Annotated in this window: 14 protein-coding genes; 1 reads left to right on the top strand and 13 read right to left on the bottom strand. The window is 35.9% G+C overall.

Annotated features, from left to right (window positions below):
- The 8 genes from UIB65_RS10465 to metK form a co-directional block, all read right to left on the bottom strand.
- A partial coding sequence (locus UIB65_RS10465) for a hypothetical protein (protein WP_330041549.1) occupies nucleotides 1-763 on the bottom strand: 763 nt, incomplete at its 3' end.
- A gap of 324 nt (nucleotides 764-1087) precedes the next feature.
- On the bottom strand, nucleotides 1088-2656 hold the full coding sequence (locus tag UIB65_RS10460; RefSeq protein ID WP_330041548.1) for a hypothetical protein: 1569 nt from the start codon (nucleotides 2654-2656) through the stop codon (nucleotides 1088-1090).
- A gap of 202 nt (nucleotides 2657-2858) precedes the next feature.
- Nucleotides 2859-5546, bottom strand: coding sequence for a CDP-glycerol glycerophosphotransferase family protein (locus tag UIB65_RS10455; protein WP_330041545.1), 2688 nt, complete (start codon nucleotides 5544-5546; stop codon nucleotides 2859-2861).
- Nucleotides 5547-5760: 214 nt separating this feature from the next.
- The gene (locus tag UIB65_RS10450) at nucleotides 5761-7083 is read right to left on the bottom strand and encodes a UDP-glucose/GDP-mannose dehydrogenase family protein (RefSeq protein ID WP_330041543.1); all 1323 of its coding nucleotides are present in this window, start codon (nucleotides 7081-7083) and stop codon (nucleotides 5761-5763) included.
- A gap of 226 nt (nucleotides 7084-7309) precedes the next feature.
- Nucleotides 7310-8149 (bottom strand): UTP--glucose-1-phosphate uridylyltransferase GalU, encoded by an 840-nt coding sequence (galU, locus tag UIB65_RS10445; protein ID WP_330041541.1) that lies wholly within the window; start codon nucleotides 8147-8149, stop codon nucleotides 7310-7312.
- 11 nt (nucleotides 8150-8160) lie between these two features.
- The gene (locus UIB65_RS10440) at nucleotides 8161-8964 is read right to left on the bottom strand and encodes an acyltransferase (RefSeq protein ID WP_330041539.1); all 804 of its coding nucleotides are present in this window, start codon (nucleotides 8962-8964) and stop codon (nucleotides 8161-8163) included.
- Between the two features lie 95 nt (nucleotides 8965-9059).
- On the bottom strand, nucleotides 9060-10244 hold the full coding sequence (locus UIB65_RS10435) for a coenzyme F420-0:L-glutamate ligase (RefSeq protein WP_330041537.1): 1185 nt from the start codon (nucleotides 10242-10244) through the stop codon (nucleotides 9060-9062).
- A 152-nt stretch (nucleotides 10245-10396) separates the two neighbouring features.
- Nucleotides 10397-11569 (bottom strand): methionine adenosyltransferase, encoded by a 1173-nt coding sequence (gene metK, locus UIB65_RS10430; RefSeq protein ID WP_330041535.1) that lies wholly within the window; start codon nucleotides 11567-11569, stop codon nucleotides 10397-10399.
- Between the two features lie 231 nt (nucleotides 11570-11800).
- Between metK and UIB65_RS10425 the strand changes: the two genes are divergently transcribed.
- Nucleotides 11801-13024 (top strand): nucleotide sugar dehydrogenase, encoded by a 1224-nt coding sequence (locus UIB65_RS10425; RefSeq protein WP_330041533.1) that lies wholly within the window; start codon nucleotides 11801-11803, stop codon nucleotides 13022-13024.
- 61 nt (nucleotides 13025-13085) lie between these two features.
- On the opposite strand, the gene UIB65_RS10420 is transcribed toward UIB65_RS10425, so the two are convergent.
- The 5 genes from UIB65_RS10420 to UIB65_RS10400 form a co-directional block, all read right to left on the bottom strand.
- On the bottom strand, nucleotides 13086-13622 hold the full coding sequence (locus UIB65_RS10420; RefSeq protein WP_330041531.1) for a hypothetical protein: 537 nt from the start codon (nucleotides 13620-13622) through the stop codon (nucleotides 13086-13088).
- Nucleotides 13619-14332, bottom strand: a complete 714-nt coding sequence (locus UIB65_RS10415) for an ImmA/IrrE family metallo-endopeptidase (RefSeq protein WP_330041529.1) — start codon at nucleotides 14330-14332, stop codon at nucleotides 13619-13621. Before UIB65_RS10415 ends, UIB65_RS10420 begins: the two co-directional genes overlap by 4 nt.
- The gene (locus tag UIB65_RS10410; RefSeq protein WP_330041527.1) at nucleotides 14333-14656 is read right to left on the bottom strand and encodes a helix-turn-helix transcriptional regulator; all 324 of its coding nucleotides are present in this window, start codon (nucleotides 14654-14656) and stop codon (nucleotides 14333-14335) included. It abuts the gene before it with no gap.
- 798 nt (nucleotides 14657-15454) lie between these two features.
- Nucleotides 15455-15637, bottom strand: a complete 183-nt coding sequence (locus UIB65_RS10405; protein WP_330041525.1) for a hypothetical protein — start codon at nucleotides 15635-15637, stop codon at nucleotides 15455-15457.
- A partial coding sequence (locus UIB65_RS10400; protein ID WP_330041523.1) for a hypothetical protein occupies nucleotides 15637-16211 on the bottom strand: 575 nt, incomplete at its 5' end. The genes UIB65_RS10405 and UIB65_RS10400, both read right to left, overlap by 1 nt.

The following is a 16211-nucleotide window of genomic DNA, read 5'->3' as shown; positions in this document are numbered from 1 at the left end:
TTCCAGTATAGACTATTGCATTGACTGGAACTCCTTTGACTGCTTTGCCGTTTGATGTCCTTACCACTTTTGCAGAAAATTTCTTTCCGGATTTGTAGGTGGCGGACAATACTTTTGCCTTGATTGTTACTGACTGTTTGGCAGATTTGGTTGCTGTAGTCTGTTTGGTGTTCTTTGGTTTGATGGATACCTTGACTGTAGACGGATCATAGCCAACATCACATCCGAAAATTGAAACTGCAAAGAGTTTCATTGTGAAAGTGCCGCCGCCTGTCATTTTAGAATCAGGCCAATTAAATGATCCTTCTCCCTTTGAATTTGTGGATACTGATATTTTGTAATTTTTACCGGCTACGGTACAGTCTATCTTCAGACTCTTGTCTGGAGCAGATACAGGATTGTTACTGGAATCGGTTGCTCTGAAATACAGTTTTTTGTTGGCAGCATAATCACCTGTCTGTTTGTAAACAGTTATTTTTACCTTTTCCGCATCGCCAGATGATAAAGCTTGTTCATCATTTTTTACTGCTAGAACAGATTTGTCATCATTGACTTTTTCATCGATAGCAACTATATCCCCATTGGTTTCTTCGATAGCTAATTTGTCATCTGAAATTTCGTTATTTACAGTTAATAATTCTTCGTTTGCGTTTATATCATCGCTGGCTATTGCAGTATCGTTCACATCACTAGCACATACAGTGCCAACTGCAAAAATCGCCAGCAAAAGCATGCAAACCAACATTATCTTTCTAAACTTCATAATTATTACTCCCATATCGCCTTATCCGATTGAAGGCAATATTATATGAAATAATATTTGTTAAAAAAGAAATATAAATCAACTAAAGCAATTGCTTTCATTAAAAGAAGGATTATTTAAAAATTTAGTTCAAAATTCTGATTACACCTATCAGAAACTCTAAAAAAAATTGCAAATCCCCCACTAAAACCAATCAATAGCATTTAACAAAACCACACCAAAAGAAACACCCAATAATCAAAAGAACACATGAATATTTTGATAGTGATTATGAAAACAATCAATCATTAAAAAAAAAAGATGAGAAAAAATTAATTTTCTCATTTAACCCAAATACTTGCTTGCTGATGAGGAATAATAGGACTTGTCACCTGCAAATGTGAATGTCACATCGAATGTGGTAACTCCACCAAGCATTGCATTGACATATCCTTTGGCCACACCATTGCTGTCTGTATTTATGGAGTCTGTCTTAGACATTGTTCTACCGAATATGTTGATTAAAGTCTTGATTTGAATGTTTTTATTGGCCAATGCTTTGCCTTTGCTGTCTTTAAGAGTAATATGGAAATAATACGCTGCATTGTTTCTATAACATTCATTGATGGTTATTTTAGTGCGCAATTTTCCGGTAGACTTGCTGGAAGATTCGGAGGATGATTTCTTTTTAACAATTTTAATTGAGGTTGTTTTAGCTTTTCCGGCATAATTTTTGTTGCTTTTAATTTTCAGCACAACCTTATGGGTTCCAACACTCAATTTGGCTGTGGAAAATACAACATTACCTTTTGCATTGCTTTTTAAAGCAATTGTCTTATGGGAACTTCCAGTATAGACTATTGCATTGACTGGAACTCCTTTGACTGCTTTGCCGTTTGATGTCCTTACCACTTTTGCAGAAAATTTCTTTCCGGATTTGTAGGTGGCGGACAATCCTTTTGCCTTGATTGTTACAGACATTTTGCTTTTGGATGTCTTAGCTACAGTAATGTATGAAACAACTGATTTTGCATATAATCCATTGTTATTGGAATATATATCATAATCAAGGCTCAATACAACCTTATGCTTTCCAGGACTCAATTTTGAAACCTTATAATCAGCCTCAGCACTATTAGATGGTATTATCAATAGTTTTTCATCATATTTCTTGCCAGTGTAAACTTTAATATTGACAACCGCATTATGAATCGGTTTTTTGTCGCTTCCGATAACCTTTACTGTAAATTTCTTTTTGGATTTATAAGGCACTGACAGTTTTTTGGCTATAATCTTTACATTATACGGTTTGACTACAACCTTTGCTGTGGCAGTATCTTTGGAACTTTCATCAACTAAAAACCCATTATAATTCTTTGTTATGCTTGTAACTTTGATTTTGAAAGTACCATCACCATTATTTAAATCAGACCATTTATATACTCCCAGTCCATTGGAATTGGTATTTACATCACCGAACCAGAACCATTCATTATTGTAATATACATCAAAATTAATGTGATCGTCCCCAGTTAACTTAATCGGTTTTCCGGTTTGTGCATCAGTTACCTTAAAATAAATTTTCTTGTCAGTGCAATATGTTCCGGTCTGTTTATATATGTTTACATTTACTGTTTTTTCACCGGCGGACAAAACATCCCCATCGGCATTTTGAACTGTCAAAACAGATTTGTCATCTGCATCGTTTTTAGCAATGGCTGTGTCCGCATCATTTTCATCGACGGCCAATACATCATCGAAATTTTCACCGTCGGCAGTTAATATTTCTTCGTTTGCGTTTATATCGTCGCTGGCTATTGCCGTAGCATTTGCATCGCCGGCAGCTACACATGAAACGCTGAACAGCACACATACGATTAGGCAAAAGACCAGCAAACTCCTTTTGAAATTCATATTAGTCCTCATTTATATTTTATATTAAAATCAGAGCACACTCCAGAACGGAAGTGCAAAAACGATTTTTCAAGTCCCTGAAAATCAAGACCTATCATCAAAATAATCTGCAATGAAATTATTCAAAGACTTCTATAGTTGATAATCTATTTTAATTGATATATAAGTCAACTAAATGAATTTCTTTATGCTAAAAAAAAGATTAGTGGTTGAAGTCCATTTCGCGAATCGCTTCATAGACCCTTTTTGAATTTTCCCTGTCGATGTATTTGAAGAAATCCTCGACACGCTTCTTGTAAAGCTCATCCATTTCACAGCCGCTGTCGATGCATGAGATAATCTCTTCCTTAAGTACGTCATAGGTTTTTGCAACAGGACCGAATCCCATCTTCTCATAGTCAAAATATCCGCTGTCCACATCGAAGTGATAGTCCTTGCCGTAGTGATAGTAAATCAGTGGCTTTTTAAGGTATGCAAAGTCAAAGAATACGCTTGAATAGTCGGTTATCATCAGTGAAGCGTGGTTGAAAATCTCCGAATAGCTTCTGTCGATGAATGCTACATCCTTATTTCTGTCAAACAGATGTATGAACTTGTAGAGGTTAGGGTGCGGCTTGAATACCATTCTGTATCCTTTTGAGGAAAGATAGTCTATGAGTTCCTTGTCGTTCAACAGCTTGTTGAATGTGTAAAAGAATGTTGTCCTGACAAAATCCTCATCCTCAAGATTGTTGTAGTGTCTTCTCCAGGTAGGCATTACGATAATTTCCTTTTTGTCCTCGAGCCTTTCCAGTATGTCGAATCTCGGAAATCCCAATACCTTGACTTCATCATCAGGGTATCCATAGTTGTTGTCGATAAATGACCTGCGCTCCAGATCTGAAACTGTCACAATCATGTCAAGGTTCTTGTCGTACTTGTTGAGCCATGATGATGTGTCGTCCTTTGTCACTCCGTGCTGCAGGAAAACTGTCTTTGACCTTACAAGGCCTGAAAGGAACGGGAAGTTTCCCCAGAACGGATAGATTATGTTATTATCTGGGTTTGAAGATACGATTACCTCTGCAAAAAGAGCGTACAGCCTGTGTCTGATTGACCTGTATGCGATGTCAAATCCGATGTCTGCAACCTTCTGGTATTCGCTGCTCGGGTTTCCAAGTCCCAGAAGCCTTCTTATCTTGAACATTCTTGAAGAGGACTGGTACTTGTTTGCCATGATCTCAACGTCCTGAACCTCATAGTCATGCTTTGAGATGGCAAAGTACTTTTCAATGTCCTTGTCGTTTCTCTCGACTGCATACTTGAAAAGCTGGAATGCATTGTCATCTGCACGGTACGGCAGGTCCATGAATATCCAGATGTGCTTGTCCTTGTATGCAGGATAGAAGAAGAAATATAAAAATCTCAAAAGAACGCCGGTTCTCCATCCCCTTTCTCTTTTGCTCAAGATACTTTTCAATGTTCTGAATTCATTCTTAAGAGTGTTTGAAGTGGTTCTCGGCAAAATCAGAATATGGTCATCCATGTCCTGAACAATGTATTTTCCCGAAAGCATGTACTTTGACACCTTTGAAAGCCTGGAGATGTGAGAATATTCCGGAATCAGCTTGTACTTATCAATCTTGAACTCGATTTTCATCTCACCCTCAATCGGAATGCGGACCTCGAAGTTGTGGTTGAATCCGTAGTTGAAGTTAAGTGACAGATTGTCCCTTTGAGGAAAGCTCACGATTGTTACAGGCATTGTTCTCTCGCCGTTGATTCTCACCTGAATGTTCGGATCCATTGTAAATGTTGTGAAAAATCCCAAAAGGTATAGCTCGTCGTTTTCGATTTGGCAGATGTCTATGTTGATTTTGTTTAAATCAAGCTCCTCAATGCGTGTGCACTTGTCGCTGCCCACATCGTTTTTGTCTGCCAAATACCTGACGTCATGCTTTTTTAAAAGCAGGATGTGTGTTTTAAGGATTCCCGGAATGGATTTTTGAAAGATGATGACATCCGTATCTATGTATGAGAGTATTCTGATTAGTTTGGCGTAAAGGTCAACGATTTCGCTACGGTTAAGCAGATTGTTCACCCGTTTGATTTCGAAAATCCACTGCAGGTCATACATCAGCACGTGCTGGATGAACTTCGGAACCTTCTTTTTCTTTTCAAGGCAGTAGTCTATGAGATACAAAAAGTAGTTGTCGACCCTTGTTGTATAGTATGATTTCTGATTTGATGAATTGCCGATTAGGGACTTTTGGTCGTCATGCTTTCTGTAGTAATATGCGCATCCGTCCAGAAATCCGATGTTTGGATTGTCAAGAAGCATCTGGTTTATTAAAACGGGATCTTCTGAAACCCTCAGGGATTCCCTGAACTTGTAGTTTTTAAGGGCTGAAAATCTGAAAAAGGATGAAGGTCCTGAAAGCTGGATGTATTCGGGATGCTCGTTGAGATTGATGATTTGGGTTTTCTCGTATTTGTAGTTCAGTGAGTGTCCGCCTTTTCTTGCGCCGAAGTAGTATATTGGCATGGAGACAATATCGATTTCATCATGCTTTTTGAAAAGGTCCAGTGCCTGGTTGAAGGCATATTCTGTTATGAAATCGTCACTGTCAAGGAAATTTACAAAATCAGCCTGAACATGGCCAAGGCCACGGTTTCTTGAGTAGGCCGGACCGTAGTTTTCATCATTGCTTAAAACGAAGATATTGTTCGGATATTTGTCCTGATAGTAATGTGCAATGTCCGGCGTATGGTCATCGCTTGCATCATCGATTATTATAATTTGGATATTGCGTTTAAAGTCAAGGCTCTGATTGATGATGGATTCGATGGCAACAGATAGATAGTTCTCACTATTGTATGCAGTCATTACAACCGAAAATTTAAACGCCAAATTGATATCCTCCTAACAATATATATGTCAACATATTATATAAAACAATAGCACTTGCTTTTTTTATATAAAATAGGGAACTTTAATCAAGTTAAATAATAAAATAAACAGTGAAAATTTAGAAATAATAAACATACAACTATAAATTAACAACAAAATAGATACTATTAATAAACAGAATTCTTGATTTTGGTGAAAAATAAAAAAAAGAGGGTTAGCACCCTATTTGGTACAGTTCAAAGCCGTACTCCTTGATTTTTTTCTCGTAAATGTTTCTTCCGTCAAATATAATGGGCTTGTTCATCTTTTCGGCCAGATACTGCCAGTCAGGTGTTCTAAACTCCTTCCACTCGGTAATCAGTATAAGCGCTTCGGCATTTTCACATGTCTCATACCTGTTTGTGTAAAACTCAATGCTTTCAAGGCACTCATCAGGAATTGCCTTTTTGAACTCCTCGGTTGCCTGTGAGTCATATGCCTGAATCCTGGCACCCCTTTTGATGAGCTCTTCTGCAACAACAAGGGATGTTGCCTCCCTAACGTCATCGGTTCCCGGCTTGAATGCAAGTCCCCAGATTGCAAATGTAAGACCTTTCAAGTCTTCACCGAACCTTTTGACGATTTTATTTACCAGAACCATCTTTTGCCTTTGGTTTACCTTTTCAACATGAGACAGTATTTCCGGTTCGTATCCGTGGGTTTCTGCAGTGTTGATTAAGGCCTGCACGTCCTTTGGAAAACAGCTTCCCCCATATCCGCATCCCGCATAAATGAAGTGATAGCCTATTCTTTTATCGGATCCGATTCCCAACCTGACTTTCTGCACGTCGGCACCTGTGACTTCACAGATGTTTGCGATTTCGTTCATGAAGGATATCTTGGTTGCAAGCATTGCGTTTGCAACGTATTTTGTCATTTCTGCGGATTTGACATCCATCATGACAAATCTGTCATGATTGATTACGAATGGATTGTAAAGCTCCATAAGTGTCTGGAAGACTTCCCAGCTTTCAGCCCCTAAAACTACCCTGTCAGGACTTAGGCAATCTTCAATTGCTTTTCCTTCCTTTAAAAATTCCGGGTTTGATGCTATATCGATATGGACATCGCTGTTGCGCTCCTTTAGTATGTTGTTGATGTGGTCCCGTACTCTGAATCCTGTTCCTATAGGCACTGTTGACTTGACGACAACAAGGGAATCATGAGCAATGTTATTTGCAATGTCTGATGCTGCTGAGAATATGTAATCGAGATTGGCGCTTCCGTCTTCAGCCATAGGAGTTCCAACAGCAATGAACACGATATTGGTATTGTCCAATGCCTCCCCGATGTCTGTGGTGAATATCAAATCTCCCCTTTCCTGGCCGTTGACAACTAGAGTTCCCAAATGAGGCTCAAAAATAGGCAGGATTCCATTTTTCAATCCTTCGATTTTATTTTCGTCAATGTCTACACAGTACACCTTGTTTCCCATTTTGGAAAAGCAGGCGCCTGTTACAAGTCCAACATAACCGGTTCCGATAACAGTAATATTCATAATAATCCCAGAAATAAATTTTCAATATGATAATATTAGTTTCTAGATATATTTAAATGTACCAACAGTATCTTTGTAAAAAAATAGTATATTGAATCCAAAATAAGTACATTATATTGACAAAATGGTTGATAATTTTAATAGTTGCGACATCAACCACAAGAATGATTTAATCGCAAATTGATTAAATTAAAATAAAATATGAAAAGTAACTTATGGAAGTTACTTATATATATGTTTTCATATAATTTAACAAGTCTTGCCTGAATTCCTCATCATCCACCGCCATGTCGATTGATGATTTTAGCCATCCGAGGCGGTTTTCGATATTGAAGACCTTGCCTGTGTATTTTACGCCGTAGATGTCATCAAGCTTTGATATTGCATCTGTAAGCTGAACTTCGTCGTTAAATCCAGGTTCGGTTTCCCTGATTTTATCGAATATGTCTGATGTCAGGACATATCTTCCGGTTATCGCAAGGTTTGTCGGAGCCTGACCGATTTCCGGCTTTTCAATCATTGTATTAATTTTATATACGTTTTCCTCAACTTCAGAACCGCTGACGATACCATACCTGTCAACGCAAGGATTTGGAACTTCCCTGATTGAGATTGTGGATTTGCCATACCTTTCATAAACATCAAGAAGCCCTCTGGTACATAGCGGACCTTTTGTTATTGAATCGCCCAAAAGAACTGCAAATGCATCATCATTTATGTGTTTTTCAGCTGAAAGGATTGCATCCCCCAGACCGTTCAAGTCCCTTTGCCTGACATAGCAGATATCTGCAAGGTCTGTGATTTTTCGAACCTGCTTTAAAACCCTGTCCTTACCGGATTTCTGAAGGGTGTACTCAAGTTCATATGACTTGTCGAAATGGTCCTCAATGGATCTTTTGTTTCTGCCTGTTACAACTACAATATCATCAATTCCTGATTTTAGTGCCTCTTCAATGACATACTGAATTGTCGGCTTATCATAAACAGGCAGCATTTCTTTCGGTTGAGCTTTGGTTGCAGGAAGTAATCTTGTACCCAGTCCTGCCGCTGGAATAACTGCTTTCATAATAATAACCTCTATTTTATAGTGAATCTGTTTTTTCCTCCAACAAGGAATTTTAACCAGATATATGAAATGACATCATCCAAATCTGTGAAACTGTTTAAATTCTGCTCGATTTCATCCAAATCCAATGTCTTGTCATCAACATCATATGTAAATAAGTCTATGTCTGAGCGTGACATTTTTTCGATTTCATCCTCGCCCCACCCGTTGGTTGAGTGTGGAGTCCAGAAGGTATCTTCATTAATCAGTTTTAAAGGTGCGCCTCCATAGGTGGTGTTTGAATTGATTGTTCTGTTAGAGACAACCGATCCTGCACCGATTATTGAGCCTGAACCGATTTTGGAACCTTTGAAGATAAATGAATTTTGGCCAAACCATACGTGGTCGCCTGCATAGATGCTTCTTGCATAGTTCATTCTGTTTTTGGATTTTGTGTTGTAGATGCAATGCCCGTCGGAAGTTCTGAAAACCACATTATATGAAATGAAGCAGTCATCACCTAAAACAATGTTTTTGGCCTCTGACAAGACAAAGTTTGTCCTGCCGTTGAAGAAATTGTTCTTTCCGATAAAGCAGACGCAGTTTTTGTGAAGTGCAATATTGACCGAATAGTCATGAATATTGCTTGAAAGGTATAAAACGGAATTGTCCATGTTAAAGTCAATTCTGGAATTCCACAGGTGGACGCCCTCTTCACAAATCAGAAAGTTGTTTTTTCCTTTGAAGTTGATTTGTGAGTTTGAAAGTTTTGGAAGCTCACCCATGAACTGGTTATCCTCAAGTTCTAGAAGTTGGTCTGACTCTGTAATGTGCACTATATCACCTAAAAACTAGTCATTTTATAAATTTGTTTTAGGAATTATATAATCATTATTATAAAAAAAGTATTAAAAAAAAGTAAGTGGATAATTTAGTCGTTTGCTAAATTATCAAAATATCCTTGGATAAATACGACCGGAGTTCCTTTATCCCCGGAACCGCTTGTTAAATCACAAAGTGAACCGATTAGGTCAGTTAACCTTCTTGGAGTGGTTCCTTCAGTAATCATCTGTCCGACAAGATTTGCATCTTTTTCTTTGATTTCTTCTTTGATGGCTTCTTTTAACTCGTCGCCTTTCAAATCGGCAAATTTGTTGTCTGAAACATACTTGAGTTTGATTTCATTAGGAGTTCCGACAAGTCCGTCGGTATGTGCAGGTGAAACGACAGGGTCAGCCAATTCCCAGATTTTTCCGACAGGATCTTTAAATGCTCCGTCACCGTAAACCATCACTTCAATCTGTTTTCCTGTGAGGTCAATCAATCTTTTTTGGACTTCACGTACCAAAACATCTCCAGTGTTCGGGAAGAGTTTAAGTTTCTCTTCTGTAGCCTTGTTTGAACCTAAAAGTCCATAATCAGGATTATATCCTGAACCATCTACAGGTTCAGTTAGGATTTGATGCAATCCATAAACGTTTGCTCCTTCAGCTGCAAGCATTTTAGTGGTTTTGTCTCTTGTGTGAATGTCACATGTCAGGACGTCTTTTGTATAGTCAAGGATTGTTTTTACATTGTTTGAAAAGACAAATTCGACTTCACAGTCTTCACTTTCAATTAGTTCACGGTAAAAGTCAATCATGTTAATTCCGGTGAATGGGTGAATCCATGAACCGAATGTCTCTGCATATTCTTCTTCTGAAATGACGCTTCCCAAATGGTATTTGCTTTGCTCTAAAACATCTTCATCCAAAATGCCGTTTCCAACTTCATCTGCCGGAAAAGAGGTCAAAAAGGTAATTTTATCCATTCCCCTTGCAATACCTTTGAGTGCAATGGAGAATCTGTTTCTGCTCATTATAGGGTTTACTACCCCAATTTTTTTTGACGGGAACTTGTCCTGCAAGTCCTTTGCGATATCATCAACGGTTACATAGTTTCCTTCTGAAATTCCAACAACCGCTTCTGTAATTGCAACAACATCTTTATCTCTAAATTCGAATCCTTCAGCTTCTTTAGCCTGCATCAATGAATCAACAACTATGGTGGCTAAATCATCGTTTTCTTTAATAATTGGTGTTCTTATACCACGTACAACAGTACCAACACATCTCATTTTTTTACTCCTTAAAAGCATAACTAGTCGGTTGGAAAGTATCTTCCAACAACCCATATACATTATATTTTTTAAGCTATATAAAATTTAAGATTGAACTTGTTTTAAAAAAAAGTAGAAAATTACTTTCAAAAAATTGAAAGTAAATGTATTTATTGAATATATTTTGCAAGATCACTTGCTTTGTCGGTTTGCTCCCATGGAAGACCTTCAATACCGAAGTGACCGTATTTAGCAGTTTGTTTGTAGGTAGCGTCCCTTAATCCTAATGTTTCAATGATTCCGTCAGGAGTCAATTTGAAGTTTTCACGTACGATTTCTTCAAATGTTTTGTCTCCAATATCAGCACCTGTTCCGAATGTATCTACCATAACGGAAGTAGGTTCAGCAACACCAATTGCATAGGATAATTGGATTTCACATTTTTCGGCAAGGCCGCTCGCTACAATGTTTTTGGCAATGTATCTTGCCATATAACATGCACTTCTGTCCACTTTTGTGCAGTCTTTTCCTGAAAATGCGCCGCCACCGTGTCTTGCATATCCGCCGTAGGTGTCTACAATGATTTTTCTGCCTGTAAGACCAGCATCACCATGAGGCCCACCGATTTCGAATTTTCCAGTAGGGTTAATGTGCTCTTTGGTGTTTTCAGTCATAAGTTCCTGTGGAATGACTGCTTTGAATAGCTTTTCACGAATATCTTCTTTTAATCTTTCCTGATCATATGATACGGATTCGTCATGCTGGGTTGACAGTACTACAGCATCCAGTGAAAGTACATTTCCGTCTTCATCATAATTGACTGATACCTGTGCCTTACCGTCAGGTCTGAGGTATGGGATTTCACCGGATTCTCTTAACTCAGTTAATTTGTTTGTGAGTTTGCGTGCCAAATCGATTGGGAACGGCATCAATGAATCGGTTTCATTGGTTGCAAAACCAAACATCATTCCCTGGTCTCCTGCACCGGTTTCTTCCTCTCCCCTGTCAACACCCTGGTTGATGTCTTGGGACTGTGCATGGAGCCTGTTTGCAACAATACAGCTGTGACCATCAAATTCCAAATCAGGATTGTCATAACCGATTTCAATAATTGTATCTCTTATAATCTTTTCAATATCATCTTCGGATAAATCAGTATTTGAGGTAATCTCACCGAATACCATACAAAAGTCAGTAGTAACACAAGTTTCACATGCAACGTGTGAATTTTTATCGCCTGCCATGTACGCATCCAAAATTGCATCGGAAATTATGTCTGCAACTTTGTCTGGGTGGCCTTGAGTTACTGATTCTGATGTAAAAGTTCTGTATACTTCACTCATTCTTTCACCTAAATGTTATTACTTTAGTTATGTATGTTTATCATTAAATAAAAGAATTTCGGATTTGCATTTAAAAACTTCTTTAAGATAATGCAAAAAATCTCAGGTATTGGCACTTATGGGAATAAATCTTACAAAGTTTTTTAAATGATGAATATAAACTATTTAAATAACAAATTAATGTTTTAATTGAAATATTCGAAATCCAAATAAAATAAGAGGCAAATAAAAATGAAAATTACAGTTGCAGGAGTAGGATATGTGGGACTTTCCCTTGCTGTCCTTCTTGCTCAAAATCATGATGTTACAGCAATTACAACAACAGAATCAAAAGCTGAAATGCTTAACAAGTTTATAAGTCCAATCCAGGACGATGAAATAGAAAGATTTTTTAAAGAGACACGTGAAGGTGAAAGGAAACTCAATCTCTACACCACTACCGACAAGGAAGCAGCATACAAAAGTGCTGATTTGGTGATAATAGCTACACCGACAAACTATGATGACGTCAACCATTTCTTTGATACCTCTGCTGTTGAAGATGCGATTGAATGGACATTGAAAGTCAATCCGGACGTTTTGATGGTCATCAAATCAACAATTCCTGTTGGATATACCAAGTCAGTACGTGAAAAGTACGGAGTCAAAAACATCATCTTCTCACCGGAATTCCTCCGTGAGTCAAAGGCGCTTTATGATAACCTCCATCCGAGCCGTATCGTTGTCGGATGTGATGACGACCAGCAAAAAGAAGGAGAAATGTTTGCTGAATTGCTTTTGGAAGGTGCAAGGCAAGAGGAAAAACGAAATGGTTCAGCCAAACAGGACATTCCAATACTATTGGCCCATTTGACTGAAGCTGAAGCGATTAAGCTATTCGCAAACACATATCTTGCCGTAAGAGTCAGCTACTTTAACGAGCTTGATACTTATGCGCAGACCAAAGGCCTTGACACACAGATGATTATAGACGGAGTATGTATGGATCCACGTATCGGAGGACACTACAACAACCCATCATTCGGATATGGAGGATATTGCCTACCTAAAGACACAAAGCAGCTTTTGGCAAACTATAAGGATGTTCCTCAGACCATGATAAAGGCTGTTGTTGATTCCAATACTGTACGTAAGGAATTTATTGCCGATGAGATTATTTCACAAAATCCCGACACTGTAGGAGTTTACCGTCTGACCATGAAAAGTAACAGTGACAATTTCCGTGCATCAGCCATTCAGGGTGTTATGAAACGTATTAAAGCAGAAGGAATTCCAATAATCATCTATGAACCAACATTGGAAGATGGTGATGAATTCTTTAAATCAGAAGTGGTAAATGACATTGACCGCTTTAAAAGCGAAAGTGATGTGATTTTGGCAAACCGTTTCGATTCAGACATTCTCGGCGATGTTGCAGACAAGGTTTATACAAGAGATTTGTTTAGAAGAGATTAATGTTGATTAAACACAACATCTCTTTTGATTATTATTCTCGAATATCATCCAATACATTTAATTAAAATATGGTGTTTGGATGCTTTTTTAAGTAGTTTGAAAAAGATTTTTCAGTCAAATATCTTTTTTGATTAAGCATTTTATCCCAAATTTCATTTCCTTCTTTTTCTGTTATCATATCACAGTTAAATGCTTTGACAAGTATATCTCCAGTCCTTATTCTGGTTAAATTGAAATGTTTGACTGCATCATTAATGTCTCGAGTATTATTACTTGCCAAAATACCATTATTTTCCACAGCCAATGTAATGGCTGCCGCTTCACCATCCCCAATTTTTCTTCCGGTGAATTTGCCCTTACAAAGATTTAGAAAAAGGTCATAACTTTCGGATTCAACATCAAAGTCCCTAATTTCTAAAAACCCTCCATAATGTAAATCATCAACACGTTTTTTCAGTATAACTACTCGAGAAAATTCTTCATATACTTCATAAGGAATAACTACTTTCTCAAACAGTTCTTTTAATATTGAAACATCATCAATACTTATAAAACAGCTTAAACAGTCCGTATCATAGAATATTTCTTTATCCCTCATAAATCCTCCAAATTATACACCAAATCACTTAGATATGATTGAATAAGATATTCTTCTCTTTTTCCATTTGAAATCAAATCTTTCTCGTATGCTTCCTCAACCAATCGTGCATAATTGCCTATGGTATAATCTTTATCAATGTAAGGTTCATATAAACTGGAATCATATCCCCTACGAAGAGCATTATGTTTAATATCATGTTTAAACAAATTAAATTCATCAAATGTGATGTCTCCACCACTTTTTAATCTATAGAGAAGTGCTTCATGAGAAATTTGAAAATATTGCTCACAATCAATAATGGAATTCAAATCCCATTTTTCTATATCATTCTCTTTTTTATAGGAATATAATGCATTAATTGGCATCAATAAGAATGAAGCAAATTGATTTGCATTTTTTTCAACTTCATCATTGCTATTTAGATTGCAAATAGTGAAATTAGCCTCTTCATAAAATAAATGATATATTTCATGAGCTGCAGTGAACACTTGCCTTCCTTTTGAATGTTTAGAATTAATGAACATGATTTGCTGTGAATCCACTTTAAAGCATGCACCACTAATTTTTTCATCCATTTCTAAAAAAACTATTGTTAGATTCCTTAATTTATTTGTAATTAAAGGAAAAAAATCTAATGGAGTATCATACTCTAAACCAATATCTAACTTGAATTCTATAGCTAATTGGTTAATTTTGAATAAATTCATTTAATCACCATTTAATTCATTCAATTCTTTCAGATTTCTAATTATCCTATTCATGTTTGCCAAAGTATTTAAATCCAAATCTTTTGATGATCTGAATTTAAATTCTTCTTTGGAATATCCCCCAACCCCTTTTAAAATATATTCTTTAGGACAATTATAAAGTTCACATAATTTATTTAATGAAGAAGATTTTAATTTCCTATCATTACTTTCTAATTTAGCAATTTGTGTTTGTTTAAATCCTAAATAATCTGCAACTTGTTTTTGAGTAAAATTATGCATTTTTCTCAATTTTTTTATCCTATCACCTACTGTTTCATCCACGATAATCATCCCCATTCTCAAATAAAAATAGTTTGGAATAAAATATATATAAATTTTTGCATAATTTTATTCCAATTTTGATTTTTGCATATAAAAAACATGATAATCCGAAATTCTGAAAACCAATATTCATTCCTACTTGTAATGATACTACATAATTCAATTTGAGGTATTGCGATATGTTAAAAATAATATCCTCTATAAGTTTTCAATTTTTCTGACCGCTATTGTTGTTCAATACCAGTTATTGCAGTTACAAACATATCTACAAATGAATAACATTTTCTAATTTTTCAATTAATGATTTCCATATCTGAAAAATAATTTATTGTAGTGATTGCGAAGATATTGAATATTATCAAAAATTCATATCATTGCATCAACAATATACGTAAGTTGACACTAAATAAATGGAACACACATTTAAAAATAATTCCTAAACTAAATACTATCAATATTGAACAAATATGCAAATCTTTCCAAAAAAAAGAATAAAAAATATTTAATAAATACCGGTTTATAGTGTTTTTTAAGGATTATTGAATAGACATTGACTCTGTCCATTTTAACTGATTCGGCATGGACTTTTGCAATTTTTGTCTTTTTGGTATCATTAATAAAATTATCTGAATTATGAAAAATCTATCAAATTTTCACGAGCAATACAATGAACTTCATCAATAACTCCAATTGATTAGGAACACACCTATTAATTCTTTGTTTTTTACTATCCATCCGTTCTTGTTCACTCAAGGTAACCGCATAAACCCTAAATAATTTGTGATTGGTTTTTAATATCTAACAAATTCTTAAATATATTCCAAGTAAACTTAATAATCTATTCTCCATTTTATTATTGTCATCTATTATACACCTAAAAGCAATATTTAAAGGGATATTTTGACCCTCATCCATATTTTCAATATAATTAAAAATATTTAATCGTTCTGTAAAACTATGAACAATATTAAAATCAGGCATTATTTACCTCCCCAATTATTTTCCACCTGCAATTCATAATTATCAAATGTTTTTACATACTCACTGTCCACATCAATAATGTCATATACCGTTGACAATCTGAAATTGTTAATTAATGAGTCTTTTTGTAATCTACTTTTAAGCTGATAAAATGACTCATAAATTAATTCCATATCATTTTCTTCAAGGGCACTATTGAGAATAATGGAAGATAATTTTAAATCAACTAAAAATTCATCAAAATCTTTAAGATTTTTTATGTTTAAATTTGAATCTGCATCATCAAAGTAATCTGCAATAAATTCAGACAAATCCAAAATAAAATCATCAGATTCATTAGTGTTTCGAACTATTGATTCCAAGTTTTCAAAAACATTTAAATGAAAACAGCCCAAAATAAATTTAGCCCTATTGTTTAATGTTCTTCGATAAACTTTTCTAATTTCAAGATCCAATTTTGGGTTAAATTCAATTGATTTTGAAAAATGAATCTCAACATCTTCACAGTCATTAAAATCTGCCAAATTATCTGAAATCATTTCCACATTAAACATTTTTTCACTCCCTTGCAATC

Origin of the sequence: Methanobrevibacter sp. (assembly GCF_036307625.1) — an archaeon.
Lineage (GTDB): Archaea > Methanobacteriota > Methanobacteria > Methanobacteriales > Methanobacteriaceae > Methanocatella.
The sequence above is the reverse complement of the archived record's forward strand: the minus strand, read 5'-3'. Positions and strand labels throughout refer to the sequence as shown.

Excerpts from the sequence above, each read along its gene's own strand:
- UIB65_RS10425 (WP_330041533.1), top strand. The coding sequence starts at position 11,801 with ATGAAAATTACAGTTGCAGGAGTAGGATATGTGGGACTTTCCCTTGCT.
- UIB65_RS10460 (WP_330041548.1), bottom strand. The coding sequence starts at position 2,656 with ATGAATTTCAAAAGGAGTTTGCTGGTCTTTTGCCTAATCGTATGTGTG.
- UIB65_RS10405 (WP_330041525.1), bottom strand. The coding sequence starts at position 15,637 with ATGCCTGATTTTAATATTGTTCATAGTTTTACAGAACGATTAAATATT.
- UIB65_RS10420 (WP_330041531.1), bottom strand. The coding sequence starts at position 13,622 with ATGAGGGATAAAGAAATATTCTATGATACGGACTGTTTAAGCTGTTTT.
- UIB65_RS10450 (WP_330041543.1), bottom strand. The coding sequence starts at position 7,083 with ATGAATATTACTGTTATCGGAACCGGTTATGTTGGACTTGTAACAGGC.
- UIB65_RS10415 (WP_330041529.1), bottom strand. The coding sequence starts at position 14,332 with ATGAATTTATTCAAAATTAACCAATTAGCTATAGAATTCAAGTTAGAT.
- metK (WP_330041535.1), bottom strand. The coding sequence starts at position 11,569 with ATGAGTGAAGTATACAGAACTTTTACATCAGAATCAGTAACTCAAGGC.
- galU (WP_330041541.1), bottom strand. The coding sequence starts at position 8,149 with ATGAAAGCAGTTATTCCAGCGGCAGGACTGGGTACAAGATTACTTCCT.
- UIB65_RS10435 (WP_330041537.1), bottom strand. The coding sequence starts at position 10,244 with ATGAGATGTGTTGGTACTGTTGTACGTGGTATAAGAACACCAATTATT.